We start from the raw sequence: 21,155 nt of genomic DNA, 5'->3' as shown, positions 1-21,155 counted from the left end.
CAGAGTGCCGCCAATGTGCTCTCCGCCTTGGCGGCCGTCAAGACTTAAAACAAAGAAACTCCTTTGGGTCCAAGGGAGTTCACGGACTGAAGCCACCCGTACCGGCCCAGATCGCGGATCTGTGCGCTGCATGCGAGGGTTCCTCGGGGTGGCCGTGGTGCCCGCGCGGCGGGGCGGGTCGCCTCTTGCGCGGGTGCGGGTGGTGGTGGGCCGGTCGCGCAGTTCCCCGCTTCCCTGGGGGGCTGTCGTGCTGTGCGCTGCATGCGAGGGTTCTTCGGGTGGCCGGGGTGCCCGCGGGGCGGCTTGCACGGGCGCGGGTGGGCGGTGGGCCGGGCGCCGGCCGAGCGGGCGCGCGGCGGCCCCGCCCGCCGGTAGCCGGGCGCCCCCGGCCTATCGTGGTGGCGGACGCGCGGGAAGGGTGCGGGGCGTGAAGCTGACGATTCTGGGCGGCGGCGGGTTCCGGGTGCCGCTGGTGTACGGTGCGCTGCTGGCCGACCGGGCCGAGGGGCGGGTCACCCGTGTCGTCCTGCACGACACGGACGCCCGCCGGCTGCGTGCGGTGACGCGCGTCCTGGCCGAACAGGCCGCCGGCGTCCCGGGCGCCCCCGAGGTGACCGCCACCACCGCTCTCGACGAGGCGCTGCGCGGCGCCGACTTCGTCTTCTCCGCGATCCGCGTCGGCGGACTGGCGGGCCGGGCGGACGACGAGCGGGTCGCGCTCGCCGAAGGGGTGCTCGGCCAGGAGACCGTCGGCGCGGGCGGCATCGCCTACGGCCTGCGCACCGTTCCCGTCGCCGTCGACATCGCCCGGCGCGTGGCCCGCCTGGCCCCCGGGGCGTGGGTCATCAACTTCACCAACCCGGCGGGCCTGGTCACCGAGGCCATGGCGCGCCATCTCGGCGACCGAGTCATCGGCATCTGCGACTCGCCGGTCGGCCTCGGCCGCCGCGTCGCCCGCGCCCTCGGCGCCGACCCGAAGGAGGCCTTCGTCGACTACGTCGGTCTCAACCACCTCGGCTGGGTGCGCGGCCTGCGCGTCGCCGGCCGCGACGAACTGCCGAGACTGCTCGCCGACCCCACGCTCCTCGGCTCCTTCGAGGAGGGACGGCTCTTCGGCGCCGACTGGCTGCGCTCGCTCGGCGCGGTCCCCAACGAGTACCTGCACTACTACTACTTCAACCGGGAGACCGTCCGCGCCTACCAGGAGGCGGCCAGGACCCGCGGCGCCTTCCTGCGCGACCAGCAGGCCCGGTTCTACACGGAGGCGGTCGACCCCGGCGTCTCCGCGCTGTCCGCCTGGGACCGCACCCGTGCCGAGCGGGAGGCCACCTACATGGCCGAGAACCGGGAGAGCGCCGGCGCCGGCGAGCGCGAGGCCGAGGACCTGTCCGGCGGCTACGAGAAGGTCGCCCTCGCCCTGATGCGGGCCGTCGCCCGGGACGAGCGCACCACCCTGATCCTCAACGTCCGCAACCGCTCCACGCTGTCCGTCCTCGACGCCGACGCCGTCGTCGAGGTCCCCTGCCTGGTCGACGCGAGCGGCGCCCACCCCCTGGCGGCCGACCCGCTGCCGGGCCACGCCGCCGGACTGGTCTGCTCGGTCAAGGCCGTCGAGCGCGAGGTGCTGGCCGCGGCCGAGTCCGGCTCCCGGGCGACGGCGGTGAAGGCCTTCGCGCTGCACCCGCTGGTCGACTCGGTCACCGTGGCCCGCCGGCTGGTCGAGGCCTACACCCGGGTCCATCCCGGCCTGGCGTACCTGGCGTAGCGCGACCCGGCGGCCCCCGCGGCAGGGGCTCGGCGGGCCGCGCGAGCGGCCACGGCGGATGCGCGCCCGGCCGTAGGCTCAGAGCGGCAGCGGCTTCGCCGCCGAGACCGCCCGAGCGGGTGAGGGCACGGCCGGGAGCCGTACCTCGTCCGCACCCGTCCTCTGCCGCGGAAGGGCCGCGGGCAGCAGCGGGCGCGGTCCCGGCACCACCGTGTAGTCCTGCCCCAGGAACGGCGGTTCGACGGTTCCCGGGTCCTCGCCCAGCGCCAGCCGCACGGCGGCCCACGGCGCGTTCACCCCGCACAGCGACAGCTGGTGCAGACCGCCGGCCGGACGGGTGTTGACGTCGAGCAGCACCGGACGGTCGCCGAGCATGCGGAACTGGATGTTGGAGAGGTAGTGCAGACCGAAGCCCCCGGCGATCAGCCGGGCCGGTTCCAGCCACCGCTCGTCCAGGGTGAAGCCCCGGCGGCGGCCGTTCTTGGTGCGGCCCACCGCCAGCCGCACCCGGTTGTCCGGCCCGGTCAGGCAGTCGACGGACACCTCGGGCCGCTCCAGGCGGGGCATCACCAGCCAGTCCACCGGCTCCTCGGCCCGGGCCAGCGCCTCGACGACCAGGTCCAGCTGCACGGACGGGCCGGGGAAGCCGGCGAGAGCGGCCGGCGAGAAGGGGGCCCGTGTGATCACCCGGAAGCCCGCCCCGCCCGCCCCGGCGGCCGGCTTGAAGCACGCCCTGTGCCCGGCGGTCTCCAACTCCTCCACCGCTGAGAGGAGTTCGTCCGCCGTGCGCACCCGCCACCAGGGCGGTACCGGGACGCCCACCGAGCGCACCGCCTCGTACGCGGTGGCCTTGTCCTCGAACACGGCCACCGCCTCGCGCGTGGGCGCCAGCAGGGCCGTCCCGGCGGCGGCGAACTCGGCTCGGTGCGCCACGATCGCCGTCTGGTGCAGCCGGGGTACGAAGACGTCGATGCCGCGCCGGGCGCACTGGTCGAGGGCGTACTCGACGTAGGCGGCCGGGGACAGACCCTCGGGTTCCGGCTCGGCGGTGTCGGCGGCGGCCAGCACGGGGGAGTCGGGGTCCCCGTGCGTGGCGTGGATCTCCACGGCCCGGCCGCTGGGATTCCTCCGCAGCTGATCCATGAAGAACACGTTCTCCGCGTACGTGCGGTTGAGCCAGACGCGTACGCGAGAGGGCATGCCGGCCGCCTTTCGGGGTGCGGGCAGGGCAGGGCCGAGCGGCCCGTGCCCGGGCAGAGGGAAGGAAGGGTCACCGGAACGGCCCTGTCGAAGAGGGCTGAGGGGCGCCGGTGTTGGGGGGATCATACGGCTTTCAAGAGTCGCCGCGTGCAACGCGCGGGTTACGGATTCGGGCGGGGCCGCGCCCGTACGCCGGGCGGGTGTCCGGCGTGGGCCACGAGCGGCGTCCGGCCGGGAACCGTCTTGTCCGACCGCCGCTGATGTGTTCAGGTGGTGCGGTCAGCCGATGATCGGAAAAGGGGTACGGGGTGGAGTCGACGGCCGGGGCCGGACAGCTGCTGGCCATCAGCGACCTGCACATCAGCTACCCCGAGAACCGGGCCCTGGTCGAGGAGATGCGTCCGGACGGTGACGACGACTGGCTGATCGTGGCCGGCGACGTCGCCGAGACCGTGGCCGACATCCGCTGGGCCCTGACCACCCTCGCGAGCCGCTTCCGCAAGGTGCTGTGGGCGCCCGGCAACCACGAACTGTGGACCCATCCGAAGGACTCCGTCGAACTGCGCGGCGTCGCGCGCTACGAGCACCTCGTCGGACTGTGCCGTGAACTGGGCGTGGTCACCCCCGAGGACCCCTATCCCGTGTGGCACGGCCCCGGCGGCCCGGTCGCCGTGGCCCCTCTCTTCCTTCTGTACGACTACTCGTTCCTGCCGGCCGGCTGCGCCACCAAGGCCGAGGGCCTGGACTACGCCAGGAGCACGGGGATCGTGTGCAACGACGAGTACCTGCTGCACCCCGACCCCTACCCGACCCGCGAGGACTGGTGCCGGGCCCGGGTCGCCGAGACGGAGCGCAGACTCGCCGCGCTGCCCGCCGACCTGCCGACCGTCCTCGTCAACCACTACCCACTGGACCGGCACCCCACCGAGGTCCTGTGGTACCCCGAGTTCGCCATGTGGTGCGGCACCGGGCTGACCGCCGACTGGCACCGCCGGTTCCGCGTCGCCACGATGGTCTACGGCCATCTGCACATCCCCCGCACCACCTGGCACGACGGAGTCCGCTTCGAAGAGGTCTCCGTGGGATATCCCCGCGAGTGGCGAAAGCGTCCCGGGCCGCCGGGGCGGCTGCGCCGCATCATGCCGATGGAGGGCGAAGCCGGTGATCGAGGAGTTGCTCCCGGAGTCGGTCGTGGCCGTGGAGGCACACAGTGACGACCCGCTGTGGGACACCCCGCTCCACCCCGAGGAGGAGGCGCTCGTCGCGCGCGCGGTGGGCAAACGCCGCCGTGAGTTCGCCGCCGTACGCGGCTGCGCGCGGCGCGCGATGGAGAAGCTCGGCGTCCCGGCGCAGGCCGTCGTGCACGGCGAGCGGGGCGCCCCGCGCTGGCCGGCCGGCCTGACCGGCAGCATGACCCACTGCGACGGCTACTGCGCCGCCGCCCTGGTCCGCGCCGGCGACCTCGCCTCCCTCGGCATCGACGCCGAACCCCACGGACCGCTCCCGGACGGCGTCGGTTCCGCCGTCATGCTGCCCGCCGAGGCCGAGCGGCTCGCCCACCTCGCCGCACAGCGGCCGACCGTGCACTGGGACCGCATCCTGTTCAGCGCCAAGGAGTCCGTCTACAAGGCGTGGTACCCCCTCACCGGCAAGTGGCTGGACTTCACCGAGGCCGACATCACCCTCGACCCGGAGCCCGGCGGCGCGCCGGCCGGCACGCTGCACGCCGAACTCCTCGTCCCCGGCCCCCTGGTGGGCGGGCGCCGGCTGCGTTCCTTCGACGGCCGCTGGGTCGTCCGGGACGGGGTGCTGGCCACCAGCGTCGTGGTTCCGCACGCCTGAAGCACGCCTGAACACGCCTGCACACGCCCGATCCGGCGGACCGGCGCCGTCGTGCCGCCTCCGGCCCACGCCGGCGTACCCCGGACGGCCGCCGCCGTCACGCGGTCACCGACGGCGGCGGGCCGTGCGGCCGGTCAGGCGGGCGGGCACCAGTCGCGCAGCAACCGGAAGAACTCCTCCTCGTTGCCCGCGAGTCCGGCCCCCGTCAGGGCCGCCTCCGCCTCGGCGAGCACACCGGGAGGGACGACGGCGGGCCGGTCGCCCTGCGGTGGCCCGTCGAAGGCGGCGCGCACCGTATGCAGCAGCCGCAGGTAGGCCTGGACGGCGGTGCGCTCACGGTCGGTCAGTACGGCGGTGGGCATCGGTCGGCTCTCCCCGGTTCAGGCGTCACGGTCACGCGCCCTGCGGCGCCGTGCGCCGCGTCGGACGGCGCACGCGTCCAGCTTGCCGTCCCCCACTGACAACGCCCCCGGACCCCGCGCCGGTTCCCCGCTCAGGAAGGGCGGAAGCAGCCGGCCGCCCGGCGGCTCACGCCTCGGGCCGCTTGACGCTCTCCAGCAGCATGTCGAGCCACTCCGCCACCTTGTCCCGGTGCTGGTCGGTGGGCAACTGGGCGGCCCGCCAGGCTATGCCGCGCACGCCGTGGTCCTGCAGCAGCCGCTCCAGCGGGTCGTCCACGGGCTCGGCCGCCGCCCGTTCGCGGTCGGCCAGCTTCTGCAGCAGTTCCTGCTCGGTGCGCTGCAGCGCACCGGCCAGCGCCTCGGGGTCCTCCGCGGTGAGGAAACCGGCGTGCACCCGGAAGAAGCGCTGCAGCGCGTCGCAGTGCTCCATGGTGGGCCGCCGGTCGCCGTTGATGAGCGCGCCGGCCTGCTGCCGGGACATGCCCGCCCCGTCGGCGATCTCCTGCTGGGTGTACCTGCGGCCGTTGGGCTTCAGCCGGGTGCGGCGCAGCAGGTCGAGGCGCTGCAGGAAGCGCGCCTGCACGTCCGGCTCGCCCGCCGGGCGTCCGCTGAGCAGCGCCTTGACCACCGGCTCGGGCACGCCGCAGGCGGCCGAGAGCCGCCCGACGTCGAAGACCTCGGTGTGCGGCACGCCGAGCCGGTCGGCGAGCGCGGTGACGCGTGCGACGACGGCCGGCAGCTGGGCGGTCGCCGCGGCGTCCGGATCCTCGTAGCCATCCGTCACCGAAAGAACTCCTACGTCTCTCGAGGGCTTCGGACGCGTGCGTGCTTGCCGCAAGCGGTCGCCGTGAACTTCCCGGAGAGTAGCGGGTGTCTCGAACTCACATCCAGGTCTCGCCACAACTGTGGCGAATTTCAGCCGTCAACCGCCGTGAAATGCCACGATAGTTGACACCGCTCCTGGCTGGGCAGCAGGATCGCATCGCCGCGTGAAGGCCGCAGAGGCAAGAGGGGTGACCTCCCGATGGCATATCAGGCAGGAGGGCAGCGGCCGGCACCGCGGCCCGTCCCCGAGAGCTGCGACGCCCAGGCGTACCTGCAGGACTACGCCGTGCTGCTGGAGTCCCTGCCGTTCCCTTCCCTGGTCGTCGACCACCGCTGGGACGTGGTCATGGCCAACGGCGCGTTCGAGACGCTTTTCCGGGGCGTGCGCCCTCATCCGACCGCCATGCCCGGGGACAACTTCCTCCGGTTCGTGCTCTTCCACCCGGACGCGGCCGACCTCCTCGGCGAGCACGAGGCGGGCTGGTGCCTGCCGGTACTGGCCCACCTCCGCACGGCGCTGGAGACCTACGGTCACGACAACGAACTCCAGGCGATCCGCCGGGACATCGCCCAGGACCCGTTCATGGAGGCCGCCTACCGGCAGGGTCTGCCGCACTGGATCCGGGCCGTGGGCGAGGCCGGGGCGCGGCTCGACGGAGCCGTCCGGCTGCTGCTCCACCCCGATCCGCGCCGGGGTCCCACCGAGTGCCGCATCGTCGAGGAGACACCCGAGATACTGCGGGGGCTCGGCCACCGGCGTCTGACGATGGTGCTGCGCGATCCCCGACGGGCACCCGCGCCCGCCCGTCGCGCCCGCCGGCCGCGCGGCGCGGCCACGCATCTGGCGGTCGTCCCGGCTTCCCAGGGCTGACCCGGCACCGCCGGCGTTCAGGTCGCCGGCGGCGCCGGGTCGGGAACCCGCCCCCCACTTGGCCGAGCGCCGCTCCTCCATTCCGTGCCGCCCCCCTCTCGCGACACGCCTTCTTTACGCAAGCGACTTGCGTAACTTGCGCTACGCTTGCGCTCATGACGCGACGACTTGCGGAAGTGGCGAAGAAGGTCGGGGTCAGCGAGGCCACGGTCAGCCGGGTGCTCAACGGCAAGCCCGGGGTCTCCGAAGCCACCCGGCAGGCGGTGCTGACGGCCCTCGACGTCCTCGGCTACGAACGCCCCACCCAGCTGCGCGGCGAGCGCGCCCGGCTCGTCGGTCTGGTCCTGCCGGAGCTGCAGAACCCCATCTTCCCGGCGTTCGCCGAGGTCATCGGCGGCGCGCTCGCCCAGCACGGGCTCACCCCGGTGCTGTGCACGCAGACCAAGGGCGGCGTCTCCGAGGCGGACTACGTCGACCTGCTGCTGCAGCAGCAGGTCTCGGGCGTCGTCTTCGCCGGCGGCCTGTACGCCCAGGCCGACGCCCCGCACGACCACTACCGGCGGCTCGCCGAGCGCAACATCCCCGTCGTGCTGGTCAACGCGGCCATCGAGGACCTCGGCTTCCCGGGCGTGTCCTGCGACGACGCCGTCGCCGTCGAACAGGCCTGGCGGCACCTCGCCTCCCTCGGCCACGAGCGCATCGGCCTGCTCCTCGGGCCCGGCGACCACATGCCCTCGGCCCGCAAGCTGGCCGCCGCCCGGTCCGTCGCCGGCGATCTGCCCGAGGAGCGCGTGGCCCGCGCCATCTTCTCCATCGAGGGCGGGCACGCGGCCGCCTCACGGCTCATCGACCGCGGCGTCACCGGGATCATCTGCGCCAGCGACCCCCTCGCGCTCGGCGCCGTCCGGGCGGCCCGCCGCAAGGGGTACGACGTCCCCGGCCGCGTCTCCGTCGTCGGCTACGACGACTCGGCCTTCATGAACTGCACCGAGCCCCCGCTCACGACCGTCCGCCAGCCCATCGAGGCCATGGGCCGCGCCGCCGTCGAGCTGCTGAACGCCCAGATCGGCGGCACCGCCGTACCCGCGGAGGAGCTTCTGTTCGAACCCGAGCTCGTGGTGCGCGGATCCACGGCGCAAGCCCCACGGGACTGAACCCCGAAAGATCCAAGCTTCTGTCGAATAATTTCAGATTCTGCGCGACATCTTGCGGACAGGTGTCGGCGGTGCTTGAGTGTGCGGCGCCCACCGCTCCTGCCTTGAGGGGTCCACCGATGAGAAGCACCGGGTTCCGCCGTACCTTCGTCGCGATCGGCGTCTGCTCCGCACTCACCCTCGCCGCCACCGCCTGCGGGCCGGGCGACGACGCCTCGGCCGGCGGCAAGACCCGCATCACCGTCAACTGCGAGCCGCCCAGGAGCGCCAAGGTCGACCGCTCGTTCTTCGAGGAGGACGTCGCCTCCTTCGAGAAGCGGAACCCGGACATCGACGTCGTCGCCCACGACGCCTTCCCCTGCCAGGACCCGAAGACCTTCGACGCAAAACTCGCCGGCGGGCAGATGGAGGACGTCTTCTACACGTACTTCACCGACGCCGGACACGTCGTCGACATCGACCAGGCCGCGGACCTCACGCCGTACCTGAAGGAACTCAGGAGCTACGGCACCGTCCAGAAGCAGCTGCGCGACATCTACACCGTCGACGGCAAGGTCTACGGCATCCCGCGCACCGGCTACAGCATGGGCCTGATCTACAACCGCAGGCTCTTCGAGAAGGCCGGACTCGACCCGGACCGGCCCCCGGCGACCTGGGAGGAGGTCCGCGCCGACGCCAGGAGGATCGCCGCGCTGGGCGACGGCACCGTCGGCTACGCCGACTACAGCGCCCAGAACCAGGGCGGCTGGCACTTCACCGCCGAGCTGTACGCGCAGGGCGGCGACGTAGTCGACGCCGACGGCAAGAAGGCCACCGTCGACACCCCCGAGGGCCACGCCGTCCTGCGGAACCTGCACGACATGCGGTGGACCGACGACTCCATGGGCAGCAAGCAGCTCCTCGTCATCAACGACGCGCAGCAGATGATGGGTTCCGGCAGGCTCGGCATGTACCTCGCCGCCCCCGACAACATCCCCATCCTGGTCAAGGAGAAGGGCGCCGACTACGAGGACATCGCCATCGCCCCCATGCCCGGCGGCCGGGGCACCCTCATCGGCGGTGACGGCTACATGTTCAACAAGCACGACACGCCCGCCCAGATCCGGGCCGGCCTGAAGTGGCTCGACCACATGTTCCTCACCCCGGGCGCGGGCTTCCTCGGCGACTACGCCCGCGCCAAGAAGCACGACGCACCAGTCGGCCTGCCCGAGCCCCGCCTGTTCACCGGCGCCGCCGACGCCAAGGACCAGCAGGCCAAGAAGGCCAACGCCAACGTCCCGGTGGAGAACTACCGGGCGTTCCTCGACGGCAGCCGGCACCTCACCATGAAGATCGAGCCGCCGAACGCCCAGCAGATCTACTCCGTGCTCGACTCCGTCGTCTCCGCCGTCCTGACCGAGAAGGACGCCGACATCGACCAGCTCCTCCAGCAGGCGTCCGGCAAGATCGACAGCATCCTGGCCCGGGGCTGACCGCCATGACGAAGACGGCCGAGCGACAACCCCCGGCACCGGCCGCCGCCCACCCGGCCCCGGCGCCGCCCCCGGCGAGGGACCTCAGGCGGCGCCGCCTGGCCGACCAGGCCCGCGCCTACGGCTTCCTCCTCGGCGGCCTCGTCTGCTTCGCCCTGTTCTCCTGGTACCCGGCGATCCGCGCCGTCGTGATCGCCTTCCAGAAGTACACCCCGGGCTCCTCACCCGAGTGGGTGGGCACCGCCAACTTCACCCGCGTCCTGGACGACCCCGAGTTCACCGCCGCCTGGCGCAACACCCTCACCTTCACCCTGCTCGCCCTGCTCATCGGCTTCGCGGTCCCCTTCGTGCTCGCCCTCGTCCTCAACGAACTGCGGCACGCCAAGGCGTTCTTCCGCGTCGTGGTCTACCTGCCGGTGATGATCCCGCCGGTGGTCAGCGCCCTGCTGTGGAAGTGGTTCTACGACCCCGGGGCCGGCCTCGCCAACGAGGCCCTGCGCTTCCTGCACCTGCCCACCTCCGACTGGACCAACGGCACCGACACCGCGCTCGTCTCCCTGGTGATCGTCGCCACCTGGGCCAACATGGGCGGCACCGTCCTCATCTACCTGGCCGCCCTGCAGTCCATCCCGGGCGAGCTGTACGAGGCGGCCGAACTGGACGGCGCGGGACTCCTCCAGCGCATCCGGCACGTCACGATCCCGCAGACCCGGTTCGTGATCCTGATGCTGATGCTCCTCCAGATCATCGCGACGATGCAGGTCTTCACCGAACCGTTCGTCATCACCGGCGGCGGACCCGAGAACGCCACCGTCACCGTCCTCTACCTCATCTACAAGTACGCCTTCCTCTACAACGACTTCGGCGGGGCCTGCGCCCTCAGCGTCATGCTGCTGCTCCTGCTGGGCGCCTTCTCCGCCGTCTACCTGCGGCTCACCCGCTCCGAGGGGGACACATGAGCAGCACCCGCACCCTCGTCTCCCCGGCCGCCCTCGCCCGCCCGCGCGGCAGGGCCGTCTACTGGACGGTCTTCACCGCCGTCGTCGTCCTGTTCACGCTCGCCTTCCTCTTCCCGGTCTACTGGATGGTGACCGGTGCGACGAAGTCCCCGGACGAGGTGGCGCGGACCCCGCCGACCCTGCTGCCCGAGCACTGGCACGCCGGCGGCTACCGCGACGCCTGGGACCTGATGGAGCTCCCGCGGCACCTGGAGAACACGGTCGTGCAGGCGGCCGGCGCCTGGGCCTTCCAGCTGGTGTTCTGCACGGCCGCCGCCTACGCCCTGTCCAAGCTGCAGCCGGTGTTCGGCAAGGTGATCCTCGGCGGCATCCTCGCCACCCTCATGGTCCCGGCGCAGGCCCTGGTCGTGCCGAAGTACCTGACCGTCGCGGACCTGCCGCTCCTGCACACCAGCCTGCTCAACGCCCCCCTGGCCATCTGGCTGCCGGCCGTCGCCAACGCCTTCAACCTCTACCTGCTCAAGCGCTTCTTCGACCAGCTGCCGCGCGAGGTCCTGGAGGCCGCCGAGATCGACGGCGCCGGGAAGCTGCGCATCCTGTGGTCGGTGGTGCTGCCCATGTCCCGGCCGGTCCTCGGCGTGGTCTCGATCTTCGCGCTGGTCGCCGTCTGGCAGGACTTCCTGTGGCCGCTCATGGTCTTCTCCGACACCGGCAAGCAGCCGATCAGCGTGGCACTGGTCCAGCTGTCGCAGAACATCCAGCTCACCGTGCTCATCGCCGCGATGGTGATCGCCAGCATCCCGATGGTCGCGCTGTTCCTCGTCTTCCAGCGGCACATCATCGCCGGGATCGGCGCGGGCAGCACCAAGGGCTGACGCAGGCGCCCCGTCCACAGAAAGGCAAGCCCAGTGGGACAGCCCACCCATGCCCCGAACGACCGCGACTGGTGGCGCTCGGCCGTCATCTACCAGGTGTACGTCCGCAGCTTCGCGGACGGCGACGGCGACGGCACCGGGGACCTCGCGGGCGTCCGCGCACGACTGCCGTACCTGGCCCGGCTCGGCGTGGACGCCCTGTGGTTCAACCCCTGGTACCTGTCACCCATGAAGGACGGCGGCTACGACGTCGCCGACTACCGCACGGTCGACCCGGCCTTCGGCACCCTCGACGAGGCGGAGAAACTCATCGCCGAGGCCCGCGAGTCGGGCATCCGGACCATCGTCGACATCGTGCCCAACCACGTGTCCGACCAGCACCCCTGGTTCCGGGCCGCCCTCGCCGCCGGCCCCGGCAGTCCCGAGCGCGAGCTGTTCCACTTCCGGCCCGGCCGCGGCGCGCGCGGCGAACTCCCGCCCAACGACTGGCCGTCGCAGTTCGCCGGCTCCACCGAACCGGTCTGGACACGGCTGCCCGACGGCGACTGGTACCTGCACCTGTTCACCCCGGAACAGCCGGACCTCAACTGGGCCCACCCGGCCGTCCGCCGGGAACACGAGGACATCCTGCGGTTCTGGTTCGAGCGGGGCGTGGCCGGCGTCCGCGTCGACTCGGCGGCCCTGCTCGCCAAGGACCCGGACCTGCCCGACCTCGCCGCGCACCCGCACCCCCACCCGTTCGTCGACCGCGACGAACTCCACGACGTCTACCGTTCCTGGCGGGCGGTCGCCGACGCCCACGACGGCGTGTTCGTCGGCGAGGTCTGGCTCCCCGACCCCGTGCGCTTCGCCCGGTACCTGCGCCCCGACGAACTCCACACCGCCTTCAACTTCTCCTTCCTGTCCTGCCCCTGGGACGCCGGCCGGCTGCGCGACTCGATCGACGCCACGCTCGCCGAGCACGCCCCCGTCGGGGCCCCGGCCACCTGGGTGCTGTGCAACCACGACGTCACCCGCACGGTCACCCGGTACGGCCGCGAGGACACCGCCTTCGACTTCGCCGCCAAGGCCTTCGGCACCCCGACGGACCTGGCGCTCGGCACCCGCAGGGCTCGCGCGGCCGCCCTGCTGTCGCTGGCGCTGCCCGGCTCGGTGTACCTGTACCAGGGGGAGGAACTGGGCCTGCCGGAGGCAGCCGTCCCGGCCGCCCGCATCCAGGACCCGATGCACTTCCGGTCGGGGGGCGCCGACCCCGGCCGCGACGGCTGCCGGGTGCCCCTGCCGTGGGCCGCCGGCCTGCCGTACGCGGGATTCGGTTCCCAGCGGGAGCCGTGGCTGCCGCAGCCGCCCGACTGGCCTTCCTACGCGGTCGACCGGCAGCAGGACGACCCGCAGTCCATGCTCTCCCTGTACCGCGAGGCCATCGCCGCCCGCCCCGTCTTCGGCGACGGTCCCCTGACCTGGCTGCCGGCCCCCGACGGCGTCCTCGCCTTCGCCCGCGCGGGCGGCGCGCTGTGCGTGGTGAACCTCGCCCCCACGCCCGCCGGTCTTCCCGCCCACTCCCGGCTCCTGCTCAGCAGTGGCCCGCTGGACCACGCCGGCCGGCTGCCGCAGGACACGGCGGCCTGGCTGCTGGCCTGAGCCGACCGCACGCACAGCTGTCCCCAGCACCCCCACCACGAAGGGATCAGCACATGCACAGCAGCACCGCCAGACACGTCAGGCGCATGCCGGCCATCGGGGCGGTCGTCGCCCTCGCCGCGGGCCTGCTCGTCACCGTCGCCCCGGCGGCCCACGCGGCCGCCGGCGCGACACTCCCCTTCGCCTCGGTGGAGGCGGAGTCCGCGACGACCGACGGTACGAAGATCGGCCCCGACTACACCCAGGGAACCCTCGCCTCGGAGGCCTCCGGCCGGCAGGCCGTGCGGCTCACCTCCGGCCAGCGGGTGCAGTTCACGGTGCCGCGCGCCGCCGATGCCGTGAACATCGCCTACAGCGTCCCGGACGGCCAGTCCGGCTCGCTGAACGTGTACGTGAACGGCGACAGGATCTCCAGGACCATCCCGGTGACCTCCAAGTACTCGTACGTGGACACGGGATGGATCGCCGGCGCCCGGACGCACCACTTCTTCGACAACGCCCGGCTGCTGCTCGGCCGGAACGTCCAGGCCGGCGACAAGGTGGCCGTGGAGTCCACCGGCACCCAGGTCACCGTGGACGTCGCCGACTTCGAGCAGGTCGACGGGGCGGCCACCCAGCCCGCCGGATCGGTGTCCGTCGTCTCCAAGGGCGCCGACCCGAGCGGCGACGGCGACTCCACCCAGGCCTTCCGGGACGCGATCGCCGCCGCCCGGGGCGGAACGGTCTGGATCCCGCCCGGCGACTACCGCGTCACGTCCTCCCTCAGCGGCGTCCAGAACGTCACCCTCCAGGGCGCCGGCAGCTGGTACTCGGTCGTCCACACCTCCCGCTTCATCGACCAGGCCAGCTCCTCCGGGAACGTCCACATCAAGGACTTCGCGGTGATCGGCGAGGTCACCGAGCGCGTCGACTCCAGCCCGGACAACTTCGTCAACGGCTCCCTCGGCCCCGGCTCGTCCGTCTCCGGCATGTGGCTCCAGCACCTCAAGGTCGGGCTGTGGCTGACCCAACGACAACCTGGTGGTGGAGAACAGCCGCATCCTCGACACCACCGCCGACGGCCTCAACCTCAACGGCACGGCCAAGGGCGTCCGCGTACGCAACAACTTCCTGCGCAACCAGGGCGACGACTCCCTCGCCATGTGGTCGCTGTACTCCCCGGACACCGACTCCAGCTTCGAGAACAACACGATCTCGCAGCCCAACCTCGCCAACGGCATCGCCGTCTACGGCGGCACGGACATCACGGTGCGGAACAACCTCGTCTCCGACACCAACGCCCTCGGCAGCGGCATCGCGATCTCCAACCAGAAGTTCCTCGACCCGTTCTTCCCGCTGTCCGGCACCATCACGGTCGACGGCAACACACTGGTGCGGACCGGGGCGATGAACCCCAACTGGAACCATCCGATGGGCGCCCTGCGGGTCGACTCCTACGACAGCGCCGTCAACGCCACCGTCGACATCACCGACACCACCATCACGGACAGCCCCTACAGCGCCTTCGAGTTCGTCTCCGGCGGCGGGCGGGGACACCCGGTGCGGGGCGTCAGCGTGACCGGCGCGACCGTGCGGAACACCGGAACGGTCGTCGTCCAGGCGGAGGCCCAGGGCGCGGCCACCTTCCGGAACGTCACCGCCGCCCAGGTCGGCGCGGCCGGTGTCTACAACTGCCCGTACCCGGCGAACTCCGGCTCCTTCACGCTCACCGACGGAGGCGGCAACTCCGGCTGGTCCAGCACCTGGGCGGACTGCTCCACCTGGCCCCGGCCCGGCGAGGGCAACCCCGACCCCGACCCGGGCCGCAACCTGGCCAAGGGCCGCCCGGCCACCGCGACCGGCTCCCAGGACGTCTACACGCCCGGCAAGGCGGTCGACGGCGACGCGAGCACCTACTGGGAGTCGTCCAACAACGCCTTGCCGCAGTCCTGGACCGTCGACCTCGGCTCCGCCTACGCCGTGCGCCGGCTCGTGCTGAAGCTGCCCCCGTCCCCGGCCTGGGGCGCCCGCACCCAGACCATCACCGTGCTCGGCAGCACGGACGGCTCGCACTTCTCCACGGTGGTGGGCCCCCAGGGCTACCGCTTCGACCCGGCCACCGGCAACACCGCGACGGTGTCCCTGCCGAGCGGCACGAACCTGCGCCATCTGCGCCTGACCGTCAGTGCCAACACGGGCTGGCCGGCCGGGCAGTTCAGTGAGGTCGAGGCGTATTCCGGCTCCTGACGCGGGCCCGGTCGCCGGTCACGGTCCGCACCCGGCCGTGGCCGGCGAACGGCACGCCGCACCGCACGGACCGCCGGGTTTCACGGAGGCGCCACCGTACCCTTCCCTGACGTTCGCTGCTCTTGGAACACTCGCTGCGCGCGGCTTGTGCCGGCCGGCGGCAACGCGCACGTCAGGGAGAGAGGATCCTCACGCATGCCCGAAGCAAATCGTCGGCGCTTCCTCCAGCTCGCGGGAGCCACCACGGCGTTCACGGCGCTGTCCGGCAGCATCCAGCGCGCGGCGGCCCTGCCCGCCCACCGCCGCACGGGTTCGCTGGACGATGTCGAGCACATCGTCGTCCTGATGCAGGAGAACCGTTCCTTCGACCACTACTTCGGCTCGCTGCGCGGAGTCCGGGGCTTCGGCGACCCGCGCCCCGTCACCCAGAACGGCAGGTCCGTCTGGAAGCAGTCCGACGGCACGCGGGACGTCCTCCCCTTCCACCCGGAAGCCGACGACCTCGGCCTGGCCTTCCTCCAGGACCTGCCGCACGGCTGGAACGACGGGCACGCCGCCTTCAACGGCGGCAGGTACGACAAGTGGGTGCCCGCCAAGTCCGCGACGACGATGGCCTACCTGAACCGGCACGACATCCCGTTCCACTACGCGCTCGCCGACGCCTTCACCATCTGCGACGCCTACCACTGCTCGTTCATCGGCTCAACCGACCCCAACCGCTACTACATGTGGACGGGTCACACCGGCAACGACGGCAAGGGCGGCGGCCCGGTCCTCGGCAACGAGGAGGCGGGCTACGGCTGGACGACGTACCCGGAGCGCCTGGAGCGGGCCGGCGTCTCCTGGAAGATCTACCAGGACGTCGGCGACGGGCTGGACGCGAACGGCGGCTGGGGCTGGATCGACGACGCCTATCGGGGGAACTACGGCGACAACTCCCTGCTCTACTTCGACCAGTACCGCGACGCCAAGCCCGGTGACCCGCTGTACGACAAGGCCCGCACCGGCACGGACGCGCGCAAGGGCGAGGGCTTCTTCGACCGGCTCAGGGCGGACGTCACCTCCGGCAGGCTGCCGCAGGTCTCCTGGATCGTCGCCCCCGAGGCCTTCACCGAGCACCCGAACTGGCCCGCCAACTACGGCGCCTGGTACATCGCGCAGGTCCTGGACGCGCTCACCTCGGACCCCGAGGTGTGGGGCAGGACCGCACTGTTCCTCACCTATGACGAGAACGACGGCTTCTTCGACCACGTCGTCCCGCCCTTCCCGCCGGCCTCCGCCGCCCAGGGCAGGTCGACCGTCGACCCCTCGCTCGACCTGTTCCGGGGCGACGCCGCTCACCCGGCCGGTCCCTACGGACTCGGCCAGCGCGTGCCGATGCTGGTCGTCTCCCCTTGGAGCAAGGGCGGTTACGTCTGCTCCGAGACGTTCGACCACACCTCGATCATCCGGTTCATCGAGCGCCGCTTCGGTGTGCACGAGCCGAACGTCTCGCCGTGGCGGCGCACCGTCTGCGGCGATCTGACCAGCGCCTTCGACTTCTCCCGCAAGGACACCCGGCCGGCCGCGCTGCCGTCCACGGCCGGCTACCGGCCGCCGGACCGCGCCCGCCACCCCGACTACGTGCCCACCCCGCCCGCCACCCCCTCACTGCCCCGGCAGGAGCGCGGCAGCCGGCCCACCCGCCCGCTGAAGTACGCGCCCGCGGTGGACGGTTCGATGGACACCGCCACCGGCAAGTACACGCTCACCTTCGCCTCGGGCGCGCGGGCCGGCGCGGCCTTCCTCGTCACCGCGGGCAACCGCACCGACGGTCCCTGGAGCTACACCACCGAGGCCGGCAAGACCGTCTCCGACACCTGGGACCCGGCCTGCTCCGCGGGCGTCTACGACCTCGCCGTCCACGGCCCGAACGGCTTCCTGCGCGTCTTCCGGGGCCGGGGCGGGACCGCGGGCCCCGAGGTCACCGCCCGGCACGCCGGCGACCGGCTAGAACTGGCCTTCACCAACAGCGGTTCCGGCACGGCGCGGCTGAAGGTGACGAACGGTTACGGCGGCCGGCCGCTCGTGGTGGGCGTGCGGCCCGGGGCCACCGTGCGGCACGCCGTCGGCCTCGCGGAGAGCGGGCGCTGGTACGACCTGACCGTCACCTGTGAGGCCGACGCGGCCTTTTCACGCCGATTCGCCGGACATGTGGAGAACGGGCTGCCCGGCGTCAGCGACCCGGCGATCGTGACGGAGTGAACGGGCGATGAAGACCGTTCCGTTCAGGCTGGTCAGGTACCGGGCACATCAGGGTAGTGTGCCCCGGTGACCACGCAATCGAACACTCCTGCAGGCTGGTACCCCGATCCGCACGGGGCAGCCCAGACGCTCCGCTACTGGGACGGAACCCAGTGGACCGAGCACACCAACCCGGCGCAGCAGGGCGCCGGTCAGGTCCCGCCGCAGGCCGCTCCCCAGCAGCCCGCCGCGCACATCCCGCAGCAGCAGGCGCCCGACGCCAAGGTGCAGCGCCAGGTGCAGCAGCAGGCGGGCGTCGCGGCCGGCCCCGGCGGCGGCACCCTGTTCACCGAGCCCGTCCTGGTCGTGAACCAGAAGGCCAAGCTGATCGAGCTGACCAACGAGTACAAGGTCATGGATCAGAACGGCCGGGAGATCGGCTCGGTCACCCAGGTCGGCCAGGGGGTGCTCAGGAAGATCCTGCGCTTCGTCTCCAGCCTCGACCAGTTCCTCACCCACAAGCTGGAGATCCGCGACGCCTACGGCCAGCCGCAGCTGCTGCTGACCCGCCCCGCGAAGATCTTCAAGTCCCGGGTGATCGTGACCCGCCCGGACGGATCGCCGGTCGGCGAGATCGTCCAGAAGAACATGATCGGGAAGATCAACTTCGCGATGACCGCGAACGGCCAGCAGGTCGGCGCGATCAAGGCGGAGAACTGGCGGGCCTGGAACTTCGCCATCGTCGACCACGCGGACAACGAGGTCGCGCGGATCACCAAGACGTGGGAAGGCCTCGCCAAGACGCTGTTCACCACGGCGGACAACTACGTCCTGCAGATCCACTACCAGCTGCCCGAACCGCTGCTGAGCCTGGTCGTGGCGACGGCCCTGACCGTCGACACCGCCCTCAAGCAGGACGCGCGCGGCTGGGGCTGACCGGCAGTCCGGTCAAACACGGCGACGGCGGCGGGTGCACGCGGAGAACCACCGTGCACCGGCCGCCGTCGTGTGCCCTCACAGCGCCGTGAGGTGTCCCGGCCGCTCCGGTCGCCGCGGCACCAGCGCCGGTTCGGCGGTCGCCGCCGTGCCCCGCAACGCCAGCACCGCCGCGACGGGGTGCTCGTCGCGCACCCCGGACTCCGCGGGCTCGCCGGCGGGCTCCGGTGCGGGGGCCGCGCGGGTCAGCAGGACCACACCCCGGGCGGCCAGGCCCGCTCCGGCCAGCGCCAGCAGCACACCGGCGGCGCCGCCCCGCAAACCCTGCCCGAGCAGGGTCAGGCCGATCACCGCGGCGGCCACCGGATTGGCCAGGGTGACCACGGCCAGCGGACCGCCGAGCCCGCCGCGGTAGGCCGTCTGCGACAGCAGCAGCCCGCAGGCGGCGAACGCGGCGACCAGTGCGGCGACCACGATCACCTCGATCCCGGGCACCGGCCCGGAACGGTTCGTGGCCGCGACGGTCACCGTCTGGGTCAGCGCCGAGGCGACACCGGAGGCGAACCCGGACGCGGTCGCGTGCCGCAGGCCGGGCCGGGCGCCGGGCCGGGACAGCACGCCGATCACGGCGGCGGTCGTACCGGCGACCGCCACGGCCCCGGGCAGCGACAGCACCCGGGTGGGCGCCGGGCCCGAGGCGGCGACCAGCAGCACGGCGAGCCCGAGCAGCGTCAGCGCCGTACCGCGCCACTCCGTACCGCTGACCCGCCGCCCGGCCGCCCGCGCCCCGAGCGGCACGGCCGCGACGAGGGTGAGCGCGCCCAGCGGCTGGACGACGGTCAGGGGGCCGTACTCGAGGGCGACGACGTGCAGCAGGGCCCCGGCCGCGTTCAGGCCGACCGCCGACCACCAGGCGCCCGTGCGCAGCAGCCGCGGCAGGCCGGCGCCGGGGCCGCGGGAGGCGAGGCGTTCCTGGGCCACGGCGGCCAGCGCGTAGGCGACGGCCGAGATCAGTGACAGGCCGACGGCGACCAGCGTGGCGGCGCTCATCGGCCCGCTCCGACCGGCACGGAGGTGTCGGGGGCGAGCCGCCGCGAACCGCGGTCCACGGGGCCGGCCGTGCGCCGCGGCGGGTGGACGACGGCGAGGGAGAGGCCGAGCATGGCCGTCGCGGCGATCGCGTCGAGCCAGTAGTGGTTCGCCGTACCCACGATCACCAGCAGGGTGATCAGCGGGTGCAGCAGCCACAGCGCGCGCCACCGGGACCGGGTGGCCGCGATCAGGCCGACCGCCACCATCAGCGCCCAGCCGAAGTGCAGGGAGGGCATCGCCGCGAACTGGTTGGACAGGTGGTCGTCGGCCGGCGGGCCGTACACGGACGGGCCGTAGATCCGTCCGGTGTCCACCAGGCCCGTGCCGGTCAGCATCCGCGGCGGGGCCAGCGGCAACGTGAACGGCAGTACCAGGGCGGCCGCGGTGACCACGGCGAGGACCCGGCGCGCCCATATGTAGTGGGCGGGCCGCCTGACGTAGAGCCAGACCAGGAAGAGCAGCGTGGCCGGGAAGTGCACCGTCGCGTAGTAGGTGTTCGCCAGGTGGACGGGTATGCCGCCGTGCAGCAGCGCGGACTGCACGCCGGTCTCGGCGGGCAGGTGCACCGCCCGTTCGAGGTCCCAGATCCGGCGGGCGTTGCGGAAGGCGTCCCCGGTGTGGCCGGTGGCGAGCCGCCGTCCGAGCTTGTAGACGAGGAAGAGGCCTGCGACCAGCAGGAACTCGCGTAGGAGCGGCGGCCGGACGGTCGCGTCCAGCTCCGCCTGCGCCTCTTCAGGCTCGGTGCGGGCATTCATCCCCCGGCCCCCTCTGCTGATGGTGGTGCGAGTCCTTCGATACGTTGGCGTACCGATACGTCAGTGTACCGATACGCGAGTGTACCGATACGGCCGAGTACCGGTACACTGGCGTATCGAAGAGGGTGCGACACACTGGAAGCACGCACCGGCCAACCACGAGTGAGGGGAACCAGCGCATGACGTCGCAGGCCGCGGACGGGCCGGAGACGGCCACCGCCTCGCGCCGCTCCAAGATCACGCCGGAGCGTGAGCGGGAGTTCTTCGACGCCGTGCTGGAACAGATCCGCGAGTGCGGCTACGAGTCCGTGACCATGGAGGGCGTCGCCGCCAGCACCCGGTGCAGCAAGTCCACGCTCTACCGGCAGTGGAAGACCAAGCCGCAGTTCGTCGCGGCCGCGCTGCGCGCCAGCCGCCGGGTGCGGTTCGCCGGTGTGGACACCGGCTCGCTCGCCGGGGACCTGCGCGAGGCCGCGCGGGCCGCGGGCGACTGGTCCGGCAAGGACGCCCGGCTGATGCAGGCGCTCGGGCACGCGGTCACGGCCGACCCCGAACTGGCCCAGGCGCTGCGCGAGGCGCTCGTCCTGCCCGAGATCGCCGCGCTGCAGGAGATGCTGGCCCGCGGCGTGGAGCGGGGCGAGGTGGCGGCGGACCACCCCGCGCTGGAGTACATCCCCGCCATGCTGTTCGGCGTCCTGCGCGTGCGGCCCGTGCTCAGCGGCCAGTACGCCGACGCCGACTACCTCGTCCGGTTCGTGGAGGCCACGGTGCTCCCCGCGCTCGGACTCACCCAGGACCCAGGCCGCCGTTCACGGGATGACTGAACGGTGACCTGATCGCGCCGCACCGTGGGGACGGGGGCGGCGCGCACCCCCCGGCCGGGTGGGGTTCCCCTTGAGCGGAGGGGCGCCCCACCCG

Annotated in this window: 17 protein-coding genes and 1 pseudogene; 13 read left to right on the top strand and 5 right to left on the bottom strand. The window is 72.6% G+C overall.

The window, feature by feature from the left end; genetic code table 11:
- Window positions 1-427: 427 nt before the first annotated feature.
- Window positions 428-1,765 carry a 6-phospho-beta-glucosidase gene (locus IE177_RS32460; protein ID WP_190019057.1) on the top strand — a complete coding sequence of 446 codons (1,338 nt, stop codon included), beginning with the start codon at window positions 428-430 and terminating at the stop codon, window positions 1,763-1,765.
- A 78-nt stretch (window positions 1,766-1,843) separates the two neighbouring features.
- Here IE177_RS32460 and IE177_RS32455 read toward each other — a convergent pair whose 3' ends face one another.
- Window positions 1,844-2,965, bottom strand: a complete 1,122-nt coding sequence (locus IE177_RS32455; protein ID WP_190019056.1) for an ATP-grasp domain-containing protein — start codon at window positions 2,963-2,965, stop codon at window positions 1,844-1,846.
- A gap of 308 nt (window positions 2,966-3,273) precedes the next feature.
- Here IE177_RS32455 and IE177_RS32450 point away from each other — a divergent pair, with 308 nt between their 5' ends.
- On the top strand, window positions 3,274-4,179 hold the full coding sequence (locus IE177_RS32450; RefSeq protein ID WP_190019055.1) for a metallophosphoesterase family protein: 906 nt from the start codon (window positions 3,274-3,276) through the stop codon (window positions 4,177-4,179).
- Window positions 4,127-4,807 (top strand): 4'-phosphopantetheinyl transferase family protein, encoded by a 681-nt coding sequence (locus IE177_RS32445; RefSeq protein ID WP_190019054.1) that lies wholly within the window; start codon window positions 4,127-4,129, stop codon window positions 4,805-4,807. Before IE177_RS32450 ends, IE177_RS32445 begins: the two co-directional genes overlap by 53 nt.
- 134 nt (window positions 4,808-4,941) lie before the next feature.
- On the opposite strand, the gene IE177_RS32440 is transcribed toward IE177_RS32445, so the two are convergent.
- Window positions 4,942-5,169 (bottom strand): hypothetical protein, encoded by a 228-nt coding sequence (locus IE177_RS32440; RefSeq protein WP_190019053.1) that lies wholly within the window; start codon window positions 5,167-5,169, stop codon window positions 4,942-4,944.
- A 166-nt stretch (window positions 5,170-5,335) separates the two neighbouring features.
- Window positions 5,336-5,992: a helix-turn-helix domain-containing protein gene (locus IE177_RS32435; RefSeq protein WP_190019052.1), complete on the bottom strand. Its 657-nt coding sequence runs from the start codon at window positions 5,990-5,992 to the stop codon at window positions 5,336-5,338.
- Window positions 5,993-6,232: 240 nt separating this feature from the next.
- On the opposite strand from IE177_RS32435, the gene IE177_RS32430 reads away from it, so the two are divergent.
- From IE177_RS32430 to IE177_RS32390, 9 genes and pseudogenes are all read left to right on the top strand, one after another.
- Window positions 6,233-6,904, top strand: coding sequence for an MmyB family transcriptional regulator (locus IE177_RS32430; protein ID WP_190019051.1), 672 nt, complete (start codon window positions 6,233-6,235; stop codon window positions 6,902-6,904).
- A 155-nt stretch (window positions 6,905-7,059) separates the two neighbouring features.
- Window positions 7,060-8,058 (top strand): LacI family DNA-binding transcriptional regulator, encoded by a 999-nt coding sequence (locus IE177_RS32425; protein WP_190019050.1) that lies wholly within the window; start codon window positions 7,060-7,062, stop codon window positions 8,056-8,058.
- Between the two features lie 119 nt (window positions 8,059-8,177).
- On the top strand, window positions 8,178-9,530 hold the full coding sequence (locus IE177_RS32420; protein ID WP_190019049.1) for an ABC transporter substrate-binding protein: 1,353 nt from the start codon (window positions 8,178-8,180) through the stop codon (window positions 9,528-9,530).
- 5 nt (window positions 9,531-9,535) lie between these two features.
- Entirely contained in the window at window positions 9,536-10,489 is a 954-nt protein-coding gene (locus tag IE177_RS32415; protein WP_190019048.1) for a carbohydrate ABC transporter permease, read from the top strand.
- The gene (locus IE177_RS32410) at window positions 10,486-11,364 is read left to right on the top strand and encodes a carbohydrate ABC transporter permease (protein WP_190019047.1); all 879 of its coding nucleotides are present in this window, start codon (window positions 10,486-10,488) and stop codon (window positions 11,362-11,364) included. The genes IE177_RS32415 and IE177_RS32410 overlap by 4 nt, the downstream gene beginning before the upstream one ends.
- A 33-nt stretch (window positions 11,365-11,397) precedes the next feature.
- Window positions 11,398-13,005 carry a glycoside hydrolase family 13 protein gene (locus IE177_RS32405; RefSeq protein ID WP_190019046.1) on the top strand — a complete coding sequence of 536 codons (1,608 nt, stop codon included), beginning with the start codon at window positions 11,398-11,400 and terminating at the stop codon, window positions 13,003-13,005.
- A 53-nt stretch (window positions 13,006-13,058) separates the two neighbouring features.
- Window positions 13,059-15,231: pseudogene (locus IE177_RS32400) on the top strand (discoidin domain-containing protein).
- A gap of 195 nt (window positions 15,232-15,426) precedes the next feature.
- Window positions 15,427-17,475 (top strand): phosphocholine-specific phospholipase C, encoded by a 2,049-nt coding sequence (locus IE177_RS32395; protein ID WP_190019045.1) that lies wholly within the window; start codon window positions 15,427-15,429, stop codon window positions 17,473-17,475.
- Between the two features lie 66 nt (window positions 17,476-17,541).
- Window positions 17,542-18,390, top strand: a complete 849-nt coding sequence (locus tag IE177_RS32390) for an LURP-one-related family protein (protein ID WP_190019044.1) — start codon at window positions 17,542-17,544, stop codon at window positions 18,388-18,390.
- Window positions 18,391-18,468: 78 nt separating this feature from the next.
- On the opposite strand, the gene IE177_RS32385 is transcribed toward IE177_RS32390, so the two are convergent.
- Both IE177_RS32385 and IE177_RS32380 read right to left on the bottom strand, forming a co-directional pair.
- The gene (locus IE177_RS32385; RefSeq protein WP_190019043.1) at window positions 18,469-19,440 is read right to left on the bottom strand and encodes a DMT family protein; all 972 of its coding nucleotides are present in this window, start codon (window positions 19,438-19,440) and stop codon (window positions 18,469-18,471) included.
- The gene (locus IE177_RS32380) at window positions 19,437-20,237 is read right to left on the bottom strand and encodes a phosphatase PAP2 family protein (RefSeq protein ID WP_190019042.1); all 801 of its coding nucleotides are present in this window, start codon (window positions 20,235-20,237) and stop codon (window positions 19,437-19,439) included. The genes IE177_RS32385 and IE177_RS32380 overlap by 4 nt, the downstream gene beginning before the upstream one ends.
- Window positions 20,238-20,416: 179 nt before the next feature.
- On the opposite strand from IE177_RS32380, the gene IE177_RS32375 reads away from it, so the two are divergent.
- The gene (locus IE177_RS32375) at window positions 20,417-21,061 is read left to right on the top strand and encodes a TetR/AcrR family transcriptional regulator (protein ID WP_190019041.1); all 645 of its coding nucleotides are present in this window, start codon (window positions 20,417-20,419) and stop codon (window positions 21,059-21,061) included.
- Window positions 21,062-21,155: the final 94 nt, after the last annotated feature.

Source organism: Streptomyces lucensis JCM 4490 (assembly GCF_014650035.1).
GTDB classification, from domain to species: Bacteria; Actinomycetota; Actinomycetes; order Streptomycetales; family Streptomycetaceae; genus Streptomyces; species Streptomyces lucensis.
This window is presented reverse-complemented; position numbering and strand designations above follow the sequence as displayed.